We start from the raw sequence: 19848 nt of genomic DNA on the forward strand, positions 1-19848 counted from the left end.
GTATGAGAAAATTATTATGAAAATATATTTAGTAGGAGGAGCTGTTCGTGACTCTTTGCTTAATCTACCTATTAAAGATAAAGATTGGGTAGTAGTTGGTGGTACAGAAAAAATACTACTAGAAAAAAATTTCCAACAAGTTGGAAAAGATTTTCCAGTTTTTTTGCATCCAGAGACACATGAAGAATATGCTTTAGCCAGAAAAGAAAGGAAATCTGGAAGAGGACATACTAGTTTTGAGACTGATTGCAATATTAATGTGACCTTAGAAGAGGATTTAGTTAGACGAGATTTAACAATTAATGCTATTGCTCAGGATCAATATGGTAATTATATTGATCCTTTTCAAGGTAAAAAAGATATAAAATATCGTTTAATACGACATATTTCAGAATCTTTTACGGAAGATCCATTACGTGTTTTACGTGTAGCAAGATTTGCTGCTTCTTTAGTACATTTAGGCTTTAAAGTCGCAAAAGAAACTATGTTATTAATGAGTATTGTGGTAAAAAAAAAGGAGTTATCATATTTAACTTCGAATAGAATATGGAATGAAACTGAAAAAGCTTTTAAAACTTCTAATCCTCATGTATATTTTCAAGTTTTATATGCTTGTAATGCATTGCATTTTTTTTTCCCAGAAATATATTTTTTGCATGAAAAAAAAATTTTTTTAAACTATTCTTTTTTAAAACAATCATATAATAAAAATACGATATTAATGGGACTTGCTGAAATATCATTACATCATAAAAATATCGATATTCGTTTTTCTTATTTATGTCAATTTTTATCAATTAATCGAATAGATAAAAATTATTCAAAAACATTTTTTGATTCATATTCTGCTGCTATTATTCATAACTTATGTAAACGCTTTAATATTCCATCTTACATCAGAGATATAGCGGTATTGTATACTGGTTTTTATTTTTTTTTAAATACGGTTCATTGTCAATCATCTAAAAATATTATCATTTTTTTTTCTAAAATCGATGCTTGGAGAAAACCAGAGCGTATTAAAAAGCTTGCATTTTTAAGTGATTTTAATTTTTTAAGTAAATTTACATCTAAATTTCTTTATTTGAATTCAGGTTGTTTTTTAAAAAAATGTTTTTCTATTGTAAAAAGTGTTTCTATTAAATTGATTTTAAAAAAAGGGTTTAAAGGTCATGCAATAAAAAACGAATTAATACGTTTAAGAATTAAAAAGCTAGAATTATGGCGTTTGAAAAACGTTAAATATCGTTCTTATTTATAAAAAATAATATTTTAACGGCGTTTAAAATTAATTAATAAAATAAATGAATCCAGCTATTATAAAACGATATATTCCAAAAAATATTAGTGATGTTTTGTTTATTATTTTTAATAATTGTTTAATACATAACATAGAAATTGTAAAAGATATTATAGTTCCAAGAAAAAATATTGGAAAATCTGATGCTTTAATATTGCTTATATTATTAATGAAATCAAAAAAAGACGCTCCCATTATTAATGGTATTGATATTATAAAAGAAAATTCTATTGCAACTGATCGTTTAATTCCTAATAGTATTCCAGTTGCTATAGTTACTCCAGATCTTGAAAATCCAGGATATAAACAAAAAATTTGAAATAATCCAATGACTGCAGATTGAAATAAACTAATATCATGAATGTTAGATATTTTGTGTTTTTTAGGTTTAAATATTTCAGCTACTAATAAAAAAAAACCTCCTAATATTAACGAATACATAACATCATATGTATTAAATAACAGTTTAATTTTTTTATAAAATATAAGTCCAAAAAATATTGTAGGAAAAATAGAAATAAGAATATGCATATTTTTTGTTTTTATTTTTTTTTCATTTATATTAAATTTTATTATCTTTAAAATTTTTTTATGAAAAAAATACAATATTGACAATGCAGAACCAAATTCAATGAATATTTCTAATATTTTTGTATTATTATTTTCTATTTTTAATAGATGTGAAGCTATAATCATATGTCCCGTAGAAGAAATAGGAAGAAATTCTGTTATACCTTCTATTACTCCAATAATAATAGAAGCGATAACTTGATTTAAATGAAGCATTTTTTTTCCGTTAAAATCATTGAATGTTCATATTATATATATTAAAACGGCACTAAATAATAGTACCGTTTTTATCTCAAAATTAATGATATAAAGTCATAATAACTGTCTGTCCAGCAATAATAGTTCCAGATGATTTTTTTATTTTTTTGAAATTTTCCATATTAGATATTACGACAGGAGTCAAAATAGACTGCGCTTTTTCTGTGAGAAAATCTAAATCAAATATGATAATTTCATCTCCTATTTTTACCTTTTGATTATCTTTTGCTTTTTTTTTAAAACCATCTCCTTTTAATTTTATGGTATCAATTCCAAAATGTACAAACAATTCAATGTTATCTTCTGAAATAATTGAAAAAGCATGCATGGTTTCAAATATTTTTCCAATCGTTCCATTTACCGGTGCAAGCATCTGATTTCCTGATGGTTTAATGGCTATTCCATCCCCAACAATTTTTTTAGAAAAAACAAGATCTGGTACGTCTTCTATACTTATTATTTCACCGGATAAAGGTGCGATAATTTCTGTTTTTTTAGAAAAATTGGTTTTTTTACTGTTAAAGAAATCAGAAAAGAAACTCATTTTTTTCTCCTAAGTGCTTTTTTTGTTATCTTTTAGTATATTTTTTATTTTTAAGAATCAATAAAATTTTCTACCAAATGAAGTATCTCTTTAGTAGTAGGAAGTGTTAATGCTTTTTTTGCTAATTTTTGAGCACTATAAAAAGAGGTTTTACGAATAATTTCTTTTATTTTGGGGATGCTTATCGAACTCATACTAAATTCATCTAATCCCATTCCTAATAAAAGAACAGTAGCACGTTCATCTCCTGCAAGTTCTCCGCACATACCCGTCCACTTTCCATTTTTATGTGAAATATCGATAACTTTTTTAATTAATTTTAAAATGGATGGATTCATAGGATTATAAAGATGTGAAATTAAATCATTACCTCTATCAACAGCCAAAGTATATTGTGTTAAATCATTTGTTCCAATACTAAAAAAATCTACTTCTTTTATCAAATGTTCAGCTATTATAGCTGATGCTGGAGTTTCAATCATAATTCCAATTTTAATATTTTTATCAAATAATATATTGTTTTTATTTAATTGGATTTGAAGTTTTTTAATTTCTGATTTTAAAAATCTAATTTCTTCTACAGATATTATCATAGGAAATAGAATATGTATTTTGCCAAAAGCAGAAGCTCTAAGAATGGCATTTAATTGTGGGTGTAATATTTCTTTTCTATCCATTGAAATACGTATAGCACGCCATCCGAGAAAAGGATTCTCTTCTTTTGGTAAATTCATATAAGGAAGGTCTTTATCTCCACCAATATCCATAGTTCTAATAATCACAGATTTGTTTTTCATTAGTTCTGCAATTTTTTTATATGCCTGAAATTGTTCATTTTCGGTAGGTAAAGATTTTCTACCCATGAATAAAAATTCTGTGCGATACAGACCGATACATTCAGCACCATGCTTTCTTGCAGAATCAATATCTTTAAGATTTCCAATATTAGAACCAATTTTAATATTATGTCCATCAATAGTTGTTGCATGTAAATCTTTTAAAAATATTAATTTATTTTTTTTTGTAATGTATTTATTTTTTATTTCTTCTTTTTGATTGATTAATTGATTAGATGGATTTATAAAAATTTGATTATTAATAGAATCTAAAATAATATAATCATTATTTTTTACTATTTTCGTAATATTTCCTGTTCCTACTATTGCAGGAATCTCTAGCGATCTTGCCATAATTGATGTATGTGATGTTTTGCCTCCTAAATCAGTGATAAATCCTAAAATATATTTTAGATTAATTTGTGCTGTTTCAGAAGGAGTCAAATCTTTTGCGATTAAAATAACTTCACTATTTATATTATTTAAATCAATAATACTTAGGTTAAGTATGTTTTTTAATAAACGACTCCCAATATCTCTTACATCAATTGCTCTATTTTTTAAATATTCATCTTTTAGTTCTTCTAGAGCTTTTGCTTGTCCTTCAATGATTAATTCAGCAGCTGCAGCAGCAGATATATTTCTTTCTTTTATTAGAGAAATAACTTCTTGTTCTAACTCTTCGTCTTCAAGAAGCATGATATGACCTTCAAAGATATTTCCTTTTTTTTCTCCAAATTTTTCTTTTGTCTTAGTTTTTATTTCAGTGAGTTGTTGTATTGATTTTTTTCTGCCTTCAAAAAATCTTTCTATTTCTTTTGTGATATTTTTAACAGCAATTATTTTCCGGTTAATAACAATTTCTTCTTCTTTTAATAAAAGAGCTCTTCCAAAAGCTATACCCGGTGATGCTAAAATGCCTGAAATCATAACATTACCTTTAATAATAAAGTTTATCTATTCAGAGATGAAAATATGACATGTCAGGCGAATATATTTTTTATAAAAAAAATTAGAAGTCTTTTTTTATATAACTTCTAGTTTTTTAAACCAATTAAAAATTAATTATTTAATAATAATTTATTCTAATTTTGTTATTATTTTAGATAAGTGTTCAATTGCTTGTTGTTCGTCTTCTCCTTCGGCTGATAGTGTAATAAGACTTCCTCGAATCAAACCTAGTGTCTGAATTTTAAATAAACTTTTTGCATTTACTACTTTGCCATCATAAATAATAGAAATTTCTGAAATAAATTTTTTTGCTTCTTTTACAAACTGAGCAGCAGGACGTGTATGCAAACCATGCGGAGCAGTTATTTTAATTTGGTTTTGAAACATTTTTTTTCCTTAATAAAAGTTTATTAATACGATATAATAAATATTAAAATTTTTTTATACTTTAGAAAATAATTCTGTACTTAAATAACGTTCTCCTGAAGAAGGCAAAATAACAACTATTGTCTTATCTGAGAAATTTTTTTGTTTTTGTATTTTTACTGCAGCATATAGTGAAGCACCAGATGAAATTCCTGCTAATATCCCTTCTGTTTTCATTAATTTTTGAGCCATCAGTATGGCTTCTTCACTAGAAACAGTAATCACTTGATCAACCAATGTTAAATCTAAATTTTTAGGAATAAATCCAGGTCCAATACCTTGAATTTTATGTGGTCCAGGTTTCATTTCTTTTCCTGATAAAAATTGTGTAATGACAGGGGATTCAGAAGGTTCAACAGCCACACTAATTAAATTTTTTTTTCTTTTTGTTTTTTTTATATATCTTGTAATCCCAGTAATAGTTCCTCCTGTACCTACGGAAGAAATTAAGACATCTAAATTACCATTAGTATCATTCCAAATCTCTGGACCAGTAGTCATTTCATGAATTTCTGGATTAGCAGGATTCTCAAATTGTTTTAATAAAAAATATTTTCTTGGATTATATGATACAATATCATTAGCTTTAGAAATAGCTCCTTTCATACCATATTTTCCATCGGTTAATATTAATTTTGCGCCTAAAGATTTTAGTATTTTTTTTCTTTCAACAGACATAGTTTCAGGCATAGTTAGAGTTAATCGATAATTTCTAGAAGCAGCAACATAAGCTAATGCTATGCCTGTATTACCACTAGTTGCTTCTATTAATTCTACATTTTTATTTATGTTTTTATTTTTTTCTGCACTCCATATCATATTAGCACCAATCCTACATTTAACACTAAAACTTGGATTTCTAGATTCTATTTTTACTAAAATTTTTCCATATCCAATTTTATTTAAACGAACTAGAGGTGTATTACCAATAGTTAAAGAATTATCTTCATATATTTTACTCATTTGCTTCCTTTTTTTAAAGTTTGTCTTAAATTACAAAATTTTAATAATATTAAATATAACTTTATTGATCTTTTAATTTAAAATATTTTTTATTATACTTGTTTTTAATGATTATTAAAAAATTCTATTTTTATATTATAAATAAAAATTATATAATAAAAAATATTTTAAAATACTAATACTATTAATTTATAAAGTTTTAAATAATTTAAAATTTTTCTGCCTGTGTAATAATTATATATATAATAAATTTATGACATCTACTAAAAAAAAAATCGACACATTACGTAAAAATATTTTAAAGTATGAATACTTCTACCATACATTAGATCAATCAATAGTTTCTGATGCAGAATATGATTATTTATTGCATCAGTTATATGATTTGGAAAAAAAAAATCAAGAACTGATTACTGCAGATTCACCCACACAAAAAGTAGGATCAAATTTACTTAGAAGATTCAAAAAAATAAAACATTTTTCTCCCATGTTATCGTTAGAAAATACATTTGATATAAATGGATATTTAAATTTTGAAGCAAGAATTAAAAAATCTCTTAATATTAATACATCAATTTCTTTTTGTTGTGAGCTTAAATTAGATGGTATTGCTATTAGTCTGATTTATGAAGAAGGAATTTTTGTACGCGCAGCGACTCGCGGCGATGGTTTTAAAGGAGAAAACATCACTGCTAATGCCAGAATGATTAAATCAATTCCTTTGAAATTAAACGGAATTAATATACCTAAAAGATTAGAAGTTCGAGGTGAAGTGTTTATGTTGAAATCTGATTTTATAACATTAAACAAAAGATATAAAATAAATCAAAATAAGCATTTTTCTAATCCTCGAAATGCAGCAGCAGGCTCATTACGTCATATTAATCCAAAAATAACAGCTGAAAGAAAATTAATGTTTTCATGTCATGGATGTTATTTTTTAGAAGACATCAAGGAAGATCTAAGTACTCATTATGAACGATTAATGAAATGTGTATCTTGGGGATTACCAGTTAATAAAGAAATTATAATTTGTTCAAATCATATAGAAGTTGAAAAATTTTATAAAAAGTTTGAACAAACAAGAAACTTTCTTGATTTTGATATAGATGGAATTGTTATCAAAGTAAATTCAATAGAATTTCAAAAAAAAATAGGATGCAATACAAAATCGCCAAGATGGGCTATCGCATTTAAATTTTGTTCTGCAGAAAAGATTACATTATTAAAAAATGTTAAGTTTCAAGTTGGTAGAACAGGTATAATTACACCTGTAGCTTATTTTGATCCAGTATATATATCTGGAGTTATAATTCAAAAAGCTTCATTATACAATAAATATGAAATGGAAAGATTAAATTTGCATGTTAATGATTCTATTATTATTTGTCGGTCTGGTGATGTGATACCCAAAGTATTAAGCGTCATTAAAACTACACGTTGTGATAATGCAAAAAAAATTGTTTTTCCTGAATTTTGCCCAGTGTGCGATACAAAATTACTTGAAAACACTGAAGAAAAAATAATTCGCTGTCATTCTGGACTAACATGTGATGCTCAGAAAAAAAAATCATTATATCATTTTTTTTCAAAAAAATCTTTATATGTAATTGGTTTGGGACCAAGAATTATTAATGAATTAATAAAAAAGAAATTAGTAAAAAATCCAATAGATTTTTTTTATCTCAAAGATGTTGATTTAATAAAACTAAAAAATGTAGGAAAAAAGAAAAGTATAAAAATTATCAATTCTATTAATGCATGTAAAAAAACTACTCTGAAAAGTTTCATTTATGCTTTGGGCATACCTGGTGTAGGGGAAACAATTTCTGAAAAAATAGCAAATGATTTTATAACATTAGATAAGTTAATAAATGCTAATATTTTGCAATTAAATTCTGTAGATGGAATAGGAAAAGTCATTTCAAATAATATATTCAATTATTTTTCTACGATTGCAAATCGTAATATGATTAATACATTAATAGCAAAAGTGGGAGTTTATTTGAATCATCAAGAAGTACAGGAATTGAACATTAAAAAAACATGTTTTTTAAATAAGAAAATTGTTTTAACGGGTACTTTTAATGCATTTTCAAGAATTGAATTAAAAAAAATTTTAATAAATTTAGGGGCTAAAGTTTTTGATAATATTTCTAAAAAAATAGATTTTTTGATTTGTGGTCAAAATTTTGGTTCTAAATTTTTTAAGGCAAACCATCTAAAAATCAAAACTATTAATGAGAAAGAATTAAAATTTTTAATTGAAATGTAAAAATAACATTATTTTTTGGGTCGTGCAGGATTTGAACCTGCGACCAATTGATTAAAAGTCAACTGCTCTACCAACTGAGCTAACGACCCTTTTAAAAATTTTTTACTATGTTCTTCTCTTTGGTGGGTGATGACGGACTCGAACCGCCGACTTCCTCCGTGTAAAGGAGGAGCTCTACCAACTGAGCTAATCACCCGTTTACAAATCTATGTATATTGTAAAGCCAGGAGAAAAAGAGTCAATCTTTTTTTAAAAAATAATATTTATTTGTTGTAAATTTAATCATATTATTTAAATAATAATTTATATTATAAAACTAATATTAATAATGTCAATGTTATAATAATATTTCGATATGATTTATTAGTTATTTCTAAATTAATTTTTTTTAAGGAATATATGAAAGTAAGAACTCGTTTTGCACCAAGTCCTACTGGAAATTTACATATTGGTAGTATTCGTACTGCCTTGTATTCTTGGTTATTTGCAAGACATCATAATGGAAAGTTTATACTTCGTATAGAAGATACTGATCTTTCACGTTCTGAATCAATTTCTATTAATTCTATTGTAAATGGATTAAAATGGTTAGGACTAGATTGGGATGAAGGTCCCTATTTTCAAACTCAACGATTGCATAGATATAAAGAAGTTATTAATATTATGTTAGAAAAAGGAGATGCATATATTTGTGTTTGTTCGTGCGAAAAATTAGAAGAAGTACGATTGAAACAAATAGAAAAAGGTTATAAACCACGTTATCCGGGTACCTGTAGAAACTTAAAAATCATAAATATGTTAAATCAAAATTATGTAATACGATTTAAAAATCCACTTTCAGGAAAAGTAGTTTTTCAAGATAAAATTAGAGGAGAAATTTCTTTTGATAATTCAGAATTAGATGATCTTATTATTCAACGTTCTAATGGCATGCCTACTTACAATTTTTGTGTTGTCGTAGACGATTTAGACATGAAAATTACTCATGTTATTCGTGGGGAAGATCATATTAATAACACACCTCGTCAAATTAATATTCTAAAATCTTTAGATTTTAAAATACCTATTTATGCTCATTTATCGATGATTTTAGATGAAGAAGGTCATAAAATTTCCAAAAGAAAAAATGCTATAAATATACTTGAATACTGTAAAAATGGTTTTTTGCCAGAAGCTTTATTGAATTATATAATACGATTAGGTTGGTCTTGTGGTGATAAAGAAATTTTTAATATATCAGAAATGAAAGAATTATTTAATTTGAAATCTATTGGCAAATCTTCTAGTACTGTAAATATTAAGAAACTTTTATGGATGAATAAATACTATATTAATAATTTACCATTAAATTATATTGCCAATCTTCTTAAGAATTATATGAAAAAACAAAATATAAATATAAAAAATGGTCCTGATTTAGAATCTTTAGTTAAATTATTTAGAAGTCGTTATCATACTTTAAAAGAAATAACAGAATCCTGTCGATATTTTTATGAGGAATTTAATTTTTTTAATAAAACAGCAGTAGAACAATATTTTACAATACAAAATTGTTGTATTTTGGAAGAATGTTATGAAAGAATGAAAAAATTATTTATTTGGGACAATTTTAATATATCGATAATAATTAATGATATATCTCAACATATCAAAATAACAAAAAAAGAAATCAATATGATATTACGTGTTTCTATAACAGGAAATATACATTCCCCTAGTATTAGCTCTGTAATTGATTTAATTGGTAAAGATAAAACCCTATTAAGAATTAAAAAAGCAATTAATTATATTAAAAATTTATAAAAGATAGTATATTTTAAATACTTTAATAGAATAGATATAGAAATTATTTATAAAAAATATGCTTTTAAAGTTTTTTTTAATATAATTTATAAAAAATAATATTGACAGGATTCATGTGTTTTTATATTGTAATATTTTAGGGGCTATAGCTCATTTGGCAGAGCGCTTGCATGGCATGCAAGATGTCAGCGGTTCGATTCCGCTTAGCTCCATTAAATTCATTTTTTTAAATTTAAAAATCAAGTTTATGAAAATACAAAATAATTTTTATATTTTTAAAATTTGCATAAAGTATTTATTATTAAGACTGTGCTAAATTTTTTTATTCAGCACAGAAGATCTTGTAAATTAAATTTGTTGATTCATGATTTCTTGATAAGCTGATACAATTTTATTTCTTATTTGGATTGCCATTTGCATAGAAATAGAAGATTTTTCTAAATTTATCATTACATCGTTTAGAGAAATTCCTGATTGATTTAATATGAATTTTTCAGAATCAATTTTAGCATGATTTTGATTTTTGCTTATTTCTCCCAATGCTATTTTTATATAGTCCATAAACTTGTCACTTTCTTTTTTTTGTGTTTTTGTATTTGTATCCAACAAATTAATTTTTGTATTAATATTTTGATCGTTGATATTATCAATAAACATAATTGTCCTCTTTATTAAATAATTTTCATATATTTTAAATTTTAGAATACTATCATATCTTTATGAAGATAAAAATACTATCATAATATAAAAGATAAATATTTTAATATTATATTAAAATAATATTTTTTTTTATTATATTATTAATGATAATTCAATTAAATTAATTTAACAGGAAATTTTTTATTTTATGCTTTTAATAAAAATTTTTAATTTTCATCAAATTATATTCAGAACTAATTATTCAGATAGGAAGATTTCATGAATTTCAGCACTATAGAAGATTCTATTTTAAAAGATAAAAAAAAATTTAATAATTTTTTATCTCGTTTTTTAAAAAATTCTCGGGTTTTAATTATTTTATTAACAGCTGCAGTTATTACTGCTGTCTCTGTTTCAATATGGATTAAATCTCCCGAGTACCAAGTTTTATATAATCATTTATCTAATGAGGATGGTGGGGCTATTATTAACGAACTAAATCAAATGAAAATTCCCTATCAATTTACTGATATTTCAGGACAAATATTAGTTCCTAAAAATAAAGTTCATGAAATTCGCTTGCATTTAGCAGAAAATAATCTTCCTAGAGGTGGAGGTGTGGGTTTTGAGTTATTAGATAAAGAAAAATTTGGAATAAGTCAATTTAATGAGGAAATAAATTATCAGCGTGCGTTGGAAGGAGAATTAGCTCGAACTATACAAAAAATTGATATTGTAAAAAGCGCTAGAATACATATAGCATTCTCGAAATCATCATTGTTTTTACAAGATAAAAAAAAATCATCAGCTTCTGTTGTTTTAGAACTCCAACCTGGTCAAATACTAAATAGAGGACAAATTCGCGCAATATTAAATGTAATTTCAAATGGTGTATCTAATCTTTCAGTAAAAAATATTACTATTGTAGATCAATCAGGAAAATTATTAAATCAGACTTCTTTAGAATATGATGGACTTAATGATTTACAAGTTAAATACTCTGAAGATATTGAATCTCGTTATACAAATAGAATAAAAAATATTTTAGAACCATTAGTAGGTATTGGTAACATTTACGCTCAAGTAACTGCACAGATAGATTTTAATGCGCGAGAAAAAACACAGGAAAAATATTCACCTAATACTAATTATAAAAATCAAGCGATAAGATCTCATCAAAAAAGTGTTCATGATCAAATAGAGAAAAACAGCATAAAAGAAGACATGCCGCATTCTTTTTTTAAAAAAAATATTGATTTTGATAAGAATATTCAAAAAAATACAGATATAAAAAAAATAAATCCTATAAAAAATGGTATAAATTTAAAAGGTGATTACAATCCTTTTAACAGTAATATTAATCATGATGATATAATAAATTATGAATTGAATCATAGCATATTGCATACTAAAATGAATGTAGGAGAAGTTAAAAGATTGTCAGCAGCAGTTATAGTTAACTTTGTTCAAGATAAAAATGGAAAATCTGTTGCTTTAACTAAACAACAAGTAAAAAATATTAAAAAATTAATACAAGAAGCAATAGGATATTCTAAATCTCGAGGAGATAGTGTTCATCTCGTCAACACATCATTTACTAAACATAATAAAAAAATACTCTTTCAAACAAACCATTTAAATAGCTTCAAATTCTCGAATTTTTTATTTATTTATGCACCATGGTTTTTTTCTGCTTTATTTCTTTTCTTTTTATTAAAAAAATACATCTGTCCTTTTTCAAAAAATAACACTTTTAAAAATATGCCGGTGATACAAGACAAAAAAAATATAGAAAAATATAATATTGCAGAGAAAAATATTACTCAAGTAGACATTCAAAACAATATGAATACAGATAAATTAATTCATAAAATTTGCAATATATCTAATCAGAATCCACGTATTGTAGCGTCGATTATTCGTCAATGGATGAGTGATAAAATATGATTTTAAATGGTACTGAAAAAAGTGCATTATTATTAATAGCAATAGGGTCTGATCAAGCAGGAGAAATATTAAAACATTTAACTCCTTTTGAAGTACAAGAACTTATTACTGCTATGGTAAACATCAAAAGAGTTTCTACTCAAAAATTAAATGAAATACTCTTGGAGTGTTATAATCTTGCCATAAAAAACAATGCTTTTAATTGTAATAATAGTGAAAAGCATCTTAATAAGATGTTAACTAAAGCATTAGGAGAAAAACAAGGGAGTTCTTTACTGCAAGAAGCATTAGAAATCCGCAATGCTAAAATATCTATTAAAGCACTTAATTACATGAAAGCTAAAAAAATAGCTTTTTTATTAGATAATGAACATCCTCAAATTGTTACTACAATACTTATATATCTAGATAAAAATCAATCAGCTCAAGTTCTTTCACTTCTTAGTGATAAAAAAAGAGCAGAAATTATCTTAAGAATTATAGATTTTCGTGGTATTGAAGAATCTAGTCTCGTAGAATTAAATAAAGTTATTAATAATTTATTAAAAAATAAAAAATTAATTTTATCAGAAAAGGGAGGTATAAAAACAGCCGCTCAGATTTTAAATTCTATGAAAATAAAGTATGAAAAAGAAACTATAAAAAAAATTAGTAAATTTAACGAACCACTAGCAGATAAAATTATTAAAGAAATGTTTTTATTTGAAAATTTAGTAGATTTAGATGATAGATATATTAAACTCGTAATTAAAAACATAGAAAAAGAGAAATTATATATTGCACTTCAAAATACTAATCTTGCTGTTAGGGAAAAATTTTTCAAAAATATGTCTGAGTCAGATTCTAATAAGTTATCTTTAAGATTGCAGAAAAAATCTTATATTTCTGATATTTCTATAAAAAATGAACAAAAATTGATTTTAATAATGATTAAAAGTATTGTTGAAAATGGAAAAATTTCATTAAAAAATTTAAGCGAGTATTATGCCTAATTCGATCTTAGAAAAAAAATGGACACGATGGTATCCAACAAAAATTTTTTTAAAAAATACGAAAAAGAATAAAAAAGTTCTGTTTTATTCTGATAGATTTATAAAAGAAGATTTTTTTATAGATTTAAAAAATCAAAAAAATTATATTATCGAAAAAAGAGAATTAGAAATAGATTTAACAAAAACAAAAGGATATGAAGCAGGTTTTAAAAAAGGACTCTTACAAGGAAAAGAAGAAGAAGTTCTATTAAAAAATAAATTAAACAGTTTATTTTTAAATTTTGAAAACGCTCTTTCTATTTTTGAAAATGCAATATGTTCTCAATTATTAAAAACAGTTTTAAAAATTTCATCTTATGTAATTGGAAAAAATATTGAGGTTGACGAATTAGTTTTGATTAATTATATAAAAAAGATTATTAATAAAGATGGTATCTTTCTAAAAAAATCACAAATTATAATCCATCCTAATAATAAAGCGTTAATTGAAGATATTTTCAAAGATTTTTTTAAAAGTTATAAATGGGTAATAGTTTGCGACAATAGTATAGATTTAAATGGTTGTCAAATTAAGTCAGAAAGTGTTGATATAAATGCTACAATAGATGCTAGGTGGCAGGAAATATGTCGTCTTATTTATTTAGAGGAATATTAATGAATTTAAGATTCGCTCAATTTTTAAAAAAATTTTCTTCTTTTGAAAGCAGAATTGAGAAGCTGTCTGATATAATTAATTATGGTCGTCTTGTGAGTATTAATGGATTAGTTGTAGAAGTTGTAGGATTAAGAATGCCTATTGGTTCAGAATGTTTTATTGAAAGAATAATAGATGGTAAAAATTTAAATATTCATGCTGAAGTGATAGGTTTTTCAGGAAAAAAAACTATATTATTATCTTTTGAAGAAATTGATGGAGTTTTTCCTGGTGCGCGTGTTTTTTCAAAATTAGGAAATGATGCAAATTCTATTATAAAAAAAATGCCGTTAAGCATAAAATTATTAGGAAGAGTATTAAATGGTCGAGGTCAACCATTAGATCAACTACCTAAAATTGATCATAAATATTACACTATTATCAAAAATTATAATATCAACCCATTAAATAGAACACCTATTACTGAAATATTAGATACTGGAATACGTGCTATTAATGGACTCTTAACTATTGGTAGAGGCCAAAAAATAGGAATTTTTTCAAGTTCAGGCATTGGTAAAAGTATTTTACTCGGTATGATGGCAAGATATACAAAAGCTGATGTTATTGTTATTGCTTTAATTGGAGAACGAGGTCGAGAAGTAAAAGATTTTATAGAAAACATATTAGGTGTTGAGGGATTATCACGATCAGTAGTAATTGCAGCTCCTGCAGATGTCTCTCCCTTGTTAAAAATACAAGCAGCATCTTATGCTGCTAATATTGCAGAATATTTTTATAAAAAAAATAAACATGTATTACTAATTATGGATTCTTTAACTCGTTACGCTATGGCACAACGAGAAATTTCATTATCTTTAGGAGAACTGCCTGTTTCTAAGGGGTATCCATCTTCTATATTTTCAAAAATTCCAAATTTAGTAGAGCGTACAGGAGTTTATAATAAAAACAAAGGTTCCATTACTTCATTTTATACCGTTCTCACTGAAGGAGAAGATGAACAGGATCCAGTATCACATCTTGCTCGTTCTATATTAGATGGACATATTATACTATCTCGTTATTATGCTGATTTAGGTCACTATCCTGCAATTGATATTGAATCTTCTATTAGTCGTGTTATGCCTAATATAATTAATTCTACTCAGAATCATCAAGCTTTGTATTTTAAAAAACTAGTTGCTTCTTATCAAAGAAATAGAGAATTAATAAATATAGGTGCGTATATTACTGGCACTGATTTAGTTTTAGATCACGCTATTAAAATTTGGCCAAAATTAGAAAAATTTTTGCAACAAGAAATATCAGAAAAAAGTGATTATTCTTTTTCTTGTCAAGAGTTAAATAAAATATTTCTTTAATATTTAAATATACTGGATGTACTATACAGATGAAATATAAAAATTTTTTATTTTCTATGTTAGAAAAAATAGAAAAAAAAAATATAGAAAAAGAAACAATCAATATTAAAAATCTTTATTCAAAAGAAAAACAGAATAGTCAACAATTGCAACTATTGATTGATTATAAAAAAGAATATTCAACAAAAATACAGAATAAAATGATATTGGGAGTTTGTATACATCAGTGGAAAAATTATAATGATTTTATTTCTATATTACAGATAATTATTAAAGATAATATAAATGAAATAGAAAAAAACAAAAAAACAATTGAAAACAGTTTGAAAAGTTGGTCCAATAGTCAAATTAAACTAAATATCTGGAAATATTTAAATGCAATAAATAAAAAAAAAATATTAAAGATAAAAAAAAAACAGGAAGAAATAATGAATGATAATTACAATCAATTGAAATTTTTAAAAAAAGGATAGTCATGATAATGTCAGAAATAATTTATAATATAACATCACAAAAAAATTCTTTTTTTCATAAAGATAATTATTTTAATATTGTTAATGAATCAGACTTATCAAATTCTGTTTTTAATAAATTAAATAAATATTTATTACAAAAAGAAATGGAATTTGATAATGTTTCTACAGAAGAAAAAAAAAATGATGAGAAAAAAAATATTGTATGTGCTAATTTTATAATCAATAATTTATTAAATATTTTCAATAAAAAAGATATAATCTTTAATTCTAAAAATTTTAATGATATTCAAAATAACAAAATACAAAAAAAAAAAATAGAGAAGAATCAAAATAATTTTTCAGACACTATTTGTTTTTTAAAAATTATAAAAAATTTTAAAAATAAGAATATTCAAGAAATATTTAAAATATTAAAAATAAAAAGATTTCCAAGTGAACTAAAAAAAAGTAACAATCAATTTAATGGTATTAATGAATTAAATAATATAGATATAAAAAAAAATTTACATTTAAAAAATTCAAACTATCAATTTTTTCAAAAAAAAACAAATACTTCTAATATTAATAAAAATAACTTAAATCTTATAAAAAATGAAAAAAAGATAATTTTTCCATCAGATATAAAAGAAAGTAGAAACACTTTATTTCCATCTAAAAATATAAATAAAATTAAGAATATAATTAGTAAAAGATCTTCATTAAAAATTTTAAACCAAAAAGAATTTTCTAAATTATATGTAGAACCTTTAATTTCACAACAGGAAAATAATTCCATTAAATGGAGAAAATTAATTAGCAATAAAATACTTTTATCAATTTCGAATAAAGATAATCAAGCAGAAATACATTTAAAACCAGCATCCTTAGGAACTATACATATTATAGTTAACATGAAAAATAATATTGCTAAATTAAAATTTTTTTCTAAATATGACGAAGTTAGAAAATTTTTAGATAGCTCTATACCTTTTTTACGTAATTCATTAATGAGAAATGGAATTAAATTAGAAAAATTCAATATTTTTGATTCTGCAACAAATAAAATAACAAAAAGCTATAAAAATCTTTTATACGAAAATATTTTTCGTTCAGATAATTCTAAAAAAAGATTGAATATATATGAAAAAAAAATAAATTTAATAAAATATAAACCGATTGATGTGTATGTTTGATAAATAATGTAAAAAATTTATTTTAAAAAAATAATCATTTTGTTCAATATATAAAATCAAGTTTTTTTCAATTTGTCTTTGAACAACTTTTACCTGTGAGGTATGCAAGTGGGGAAAAGTAATAATATAAATAGTAAAATTAAAAAATTTTATGAGAAAAAAAATAATTTAAAAGATTTTTTAAAAGAAGATGAAATGAAAACATTAGAAAAGATTAACAATTGTTTTATAGATCATTTCATAAAATTTTTTTCTAGTTTTATCAAAAATAGGGTGGAATTGATTTCATATAATACGAGTATAAGATCTTGTGATTCTAACGAAAAGATTATCAAAAATTTTAGATGTCTTAACTTAATAAAAATATTACCTTATAACAATCAATCTTTTATAATCTTTTCTTCTGATTTTTTATCTACTATTATAGACATTTTATTTGGCGGTCGAGGTAATGTTATAGATAAAACTGAAAAAATAAAAGATATTACATCTACTGAATCTTTAATTAATACAAAAATAGTTAAATTTGTAACTAGTGCTTTGTCTGAAATATATACAAAATATTTTTCATCAGAAATTAATTTTATTGATAAAAAAATATTTTTTGATTTTAAAAAATCTGATTTTGATTTTAATACAGTATTTTTAATTAATTTTTTTAATTTTAATATTAATAATATAGAAGTTTTTTTTAATATTTTAATTCCAATATCAACGTTTAAAAAAATAAATAAAAACATTTTTCTTTCAGAAAATCTTGATAATGAAAATAAATGTATAAAAAAAAATTTAAAGAATAAAATTACTTTGAATGACATAGATGATGTCGAATTAAATATTATATCGAAAATAATTGATATTTCTATTCCATACAATGCCCTTTATAATTTATCAGTAGGGGATGTATTATCAGTCAAAAACCCGAATAAAACTATAGGTTTTATAGAAGACGAAGCTATATTTTTTGGTAATTATAATAGATTTAATGAACAATCTATTGTTTTTATAGAAGAATTTATTAATAATAATTTAGAGTCTAATTAAGATAAGGAATACTCTAATGAGTAGTATACAGAAAAACTCTAATAATGAAAAACTAATCGGTTCTGAAAAAAAAACACCTGAATATCAAGAAATTAATAAAGATTTATCATCTCAAGAAGATTTGAATACAAGTGTGCTAGATAATTCTGATGATATAACAGAAAGTAAACATGTGTTACTTAATACGTTTGTTAATATTACAGTCGAACTGGGAAAATCAAAAATAAAAATAAAGGATTTTCTTAGTCTTTCAAAAGGAAGCATGTTAATTCTAGATAAAACAATAAAAGAACCATTAGATATCTTTATCAATGGTCACTTAATTGCATCTGGTGAAATTGTAGTTTCAGAAAAAAAATACGGTCTTCGTATTACTAGCATAAAAAATTCTTTAAAAACCATGAATATTTTATCTTAAATTTAAATTTTATGAAAAATAACTTATTTTTTCAGTCCATATTAAATACTTTTCAGCCGATATTGAATAGTGAAAAATTTTTTCAAATAATCAGTTCATTATCTGAAATAATATTATTAATATTATTTTTAAGCTGGATATTAAAAAAAATTTCTTTTTTTAAAATAAACAACATAATATCTTCTATGAAGATTATAGATAGGTTATCTGTTGGTCCTCAAGAATCTGTTCTTCTTATAGAAGTTGAACAATTTAGATTAGTATTAGGTGTAACAACGAAAAATATTACTCATTTATATACATTTTCATCTATTTTAAAAGATGAAACAATAAAAAAAACAGACGATGCTCTAATTAAAAAAAAATCTTTTCATAATTTTGTGAAAAAATTTTTTAAAATATCTTGGAAAAAAACAATGTTTTATCGAATTATTCCATTTTTATTTTTAATGTTACTTTGTCCAACTGTTCGTGCAGAAATACCTGGATTAACAAGTCATATTTTAGATGATGGAGGGCAAACTTGGTCTGTACCAGTACAAACATTAGTCTTTTTAACATCATTAACTTTTCTTCCAGCGTTTCTTTTAATGATGACTAGTTTTACAAGAATTATTATTGTTTTTGGTTTATTACGAAATGCGATAGGTACCCCGTATGCTCCACCAAATCAAATATTACTTGGTTTGGCACTTTTTTTAACGTTTTTTATAATGTCTCCTACATTCGATAAAGTCTATAAAGATGCTTATTTACCATTTAGCGAAGAAAAAATAAACATGGAAGATGCTATCTCAAGAGGTTCAGTTCCGTTAAAAAAGTTCATGTTAAATCAAACACGTACGTCTGATTTAGAAACGTTCTCAAAATTAGCTAATATCTCTTATTTTAAAAATAAAGACGATATACCTATGCGAATTTTATTACCATCTTTTATGACCAGCGAATTAAAAACAGCTTTTCAAATTGGATTTACTATTTTTATACCTTTTTTAATTATTGATTTAGTAGTAGCTAGTGTATTGATGGCTCTTGGCATGATGATGGTACCACCTTCAACAATTTCTTTGCCTTTCAAATTAATGTTATTTGTACTAGTAGATGGATGGCAACTATTGATTAGTTCATTAGCACAAAGTTTTAATGCATAATGACTTTATGAAATATTTTTATGTGTTATAAATAATTATAAATTAAATTTAACAAGTGGAGATGTTT

18 protein-coding genes and 3 tRNA genes are annotated in these 19848 nt (G+C 24.1%); 13 read left to right on the top strand and 8 right to left on the bottom strand.

The genetic code is table 11. The features are described 5' to 3' along the window. The first annotated feature begins 16 nt into the window (after positions 1-16). The gene (locus BAKON_RS00315) at positions 17-1261 is read left to right on the top strand and encodes a tRNA CCA-pyrophosphorylase (RefSeq protein WP_014499229.1); all 1245 of its coding nucleotides are present in this window, start codon (positions 17-19) and stop codon (positions 1259-1261) included. A gap of 27 nt (positions 1262-1288) precedes the next feature. Here the strand turns inward: BAKON_RS00315 and BAKON_RS00320 are convergent, their stop codons facing one another. The 5 genes from BAKON_RS00320 to cysK all read right to left on the bottom strand — a co-directional run bounded on the left by BAKON_RS00320 (position 1289) and on the right by cysK (position 5848). Next, positions 1289-2086 (bottom strand): undecaprenyl-diphosphate phosphatase, encoded by a 798-nt coding sequence (locus tag BAKON_RS00320; RefSeq protein WP_014499230.1) that lies wholly within the window; start codon positions 2084-2086, stop codon positions 1289-1291. Between the two features lie 82 nt (positions 2087-2168). Further along, complete coding sequence (gene crr, locus BAKON_RS00325; protein ID WP_014499231.1) at positions 2169-2672, bottom strand: PTS glucose transporter subunit IIA; 504 nt, start codon at positions 2670-2672, stop codon at positions 2169-2171. Between the two features lie 50 nt (positions 2673-2722). Beyond that, positions 2723-4438 carry a phosphoenolpyruvate-protein phosphotransferase PtsI gene (ptsI, locus tag BAKON_RS00330; protein WP_014499232.1) on the bottom strand — a complete coding sequence of 572 codons (1716 nt, stop codon included), beginning with the start codon at positions 4436-4438 and terminating at the stop codon, positions 2723-2725. A gap of 150 nt (positions 4439-4588) precedes the next feature. Then, positions 4589-4846, bottom strand: coding sequence for an HPr family phosphocarrier protein (locus BAKON_RS00335; RefSeq protein ID WP_014499233.1), 258 nt, complete (start codon positions 4844-4846; stop codon positions 4589-4591). 54 nt (positions 4847-4900) lie between these two features. Then, the gene (cysK, locus tag BAKON_RS00340) at positions 4901-5848 is read right to left on the bottom strand and encodes a cysteine synthase A (protein ID WP_014499234.1); all 948 of its coding nucleotides are present in this window, start codon (positions 5846-5848) and stop codon (positions 4901-4903) included. 253 nt (positions 5849-6101) lie between these two features. Here cysK and ligA point away from each other — a divergent pair, with 253 nt between their 5' ends. Continuing rightward, positions 6102-8123, top strand: a complete 2022-nt coding sequence (ligA, locus tag BAKON_RS00345; protein WP_014499235.1) for an NAD-dependent DNA ligase LigA — start codon at positions 6102-6104, stop codon at positions 8121-8123. Between the two features lie 16 nt (positions 8124-8139). Here the strand turns inward: ligA and BAKON_RS00350 are convergent. Together BAKON_RS00350 and BAKON_RS00355 are read right to left on the bottom strand one after the other, a co-directional pair. Further along, a tRNA-Lys gene (locus BAKON_RS00350) sits at positions 8140-8212 on the bottom strand. Positions 8213-8243: 31 nt separating this feature from the next. Next, a tRNA-Val gene (locus BAKON_RS00355) sits at positions 8244-8319 on the bottom strand. Between the two features lie 203 nt (positions 8320-8522). On the opposite strand from BAKON_RS00355, the gene gltX reads away from it, so the two are divergent. Together gltX and BAKON_RS00365 are read left to right on the top strand one after the other, a co-directional pair. Then, on the top strand, positions 8523-9926 hold the full coding sequence (gene gltX, locus BAKON_RS00360; protein WP_014499236.1) for a glutamate--tRNA ligase: 1404 nt from the start codon (positions 8523-8525) through the stop codon (positions 9924-9926). A 139-nt stretch (positions 9927-10065) separates the two neighbouring features. Next, positions 10066-10138: transfer RNA gene (locus tag BAKON_RS00365), tRNA-Ala, on the top strand. A gap of 136 nt (positions 10139-10274) precedes the next feature. Here BAKON_RS00365 and fliE read toward each other — a convergent pair. Next, positions 10275-10583, bottom strand: coding sequence for a flagellar hook-basal body complex protein FliE (fliE, locus tag BAKON_RS00370; RefSeq protein WP_014499237.1), 309 nt, complete (start codon positions 10581-10583; stop codon positions 10275-10277). 261 nt (positions 10584-10844) lie between these two features. Here fliE and fliF point away from each other — a divergent pair, with 261 nt between their 5' ends. From fliF to fliP, 9 genes are all read left to right on the top strand, one after another. Next, positions 10845-12512 carry a flagellar basal-body MS-ring/collar protein FliF gene (fliF, locus tag BAKON_RS00375; protein ID WP_014499238.1) on the top strand — a complete coding sequence of 556 codons (1668 nt, stop codon included), beginning with the start codon at positions 10845-10847 and terminating at the stop codon, positions 12510-12512. After that, positions 12509-13504 carry a flagellar motor switch protein FliG gene (fliG, locus tag BAKON_RS00380; protein WP_014499239.1) on the top strand — a complete coding sequence of 332 codons (996 nt, stop codon included), beginning with the start codon at positions 12509-12511 and terminating at the stop codon, positions 13502-13504. The genes fliF and fliG overlap by 4 nt, the downstream gene beginning before the upstream one ends. Further along, on the top strand, positions 13497-14159 hold the full coding sequence (locus BAKON_RS00385) for a flagellar assembly protein FliH (RefSeq protein ID WP_014499240.1): 663 nt from the start codon (positions 13497-13499) through the stop codon (positions 14157-14159). The genes fliG and BAKON_RS00385 overlap by 8 nt, the downstream gene beginning before the upstream one ends. Continuing rightward, a complete protein-coding gene (locus BAKON_RS00390) occupies positions 14117-15520 on the top strand; it encodes a FliI/YscN family ATPase (protein WP_144011077.1) in 1404 nt (467 codons plus the stop codon). Before BAKON_RS00385 ends, BAKON_RS00390 begins: the two co-directional genes overlap by 43 nt. Positions 15521-15549: 29 nt before the next feature. After that, entirely contained in the window at positions 15550-15993 is a 444-nt protein-coding gene (locus BAKON_RS00395) for a flagellar export protein FliJ (protein WP_014499242.1), read from the top strand. Positions 15994-16001: 8 nt separating this feature from the next. Next, positions 16002-17168, top strand: a complete 1167-nt coding sequence (locus tag BAKON_RS03215; protein ID WP_079172775.1) for a flagellar hook-length control protein FliK — start codon at positions 16002-16004, stop codon at positions 17166-17168. Positions 17169-17270: 102 nt separating this feature from the next. Then, entirely contained in the window at positions 17271-18212 is a 942-nt protein-coding gene (locus tag BAKON_RS00410) for a FliM/FliN family flagellar motor switch protein (RefSeq protein ID WP_144011078.1), read from the top strand. A gap of 16 nt (positions 18213-18228) precedes the next feature. After that, positions 18229-18630, top strand: a complete 402-nt coding sequence (gene fliN / locus BAKON_RS00415; RefSeq protein ID WP_014499245.1) for a flagellar motor switch protein FliN — start codon at positions 18229-18231, stop codon at positions 18628-18630. Positions 18631-18641: 11 nt separating this feature from the next. Beyond that, positions 18642-19781, top strand: a complete 1140-nt coding sequence (gene fliP / locus BAKON_RS03330) for a flagellar type III secretion system pore protein FliP (protein ID WP_014499246.1) — start codon at positions 18642-18644, stop codon at positions 19779-19781. Positions 19782-19848 lie beyond the last annotated feature (67 nt).

Origin of the sequence: Buchnera aphidicola str. Ak (Acyrthosiphon kondoi) (genome assembly GCF_000225445.1) — a bacterium.
In the GTDB taxonomy this organism is placed as follows: Bacteria; Pseudomonadota; Gammaproteobacteria; order Enterobacterales; family Enterobacteriaceae; genus Buchnera; species Buchnera aphidicola_A.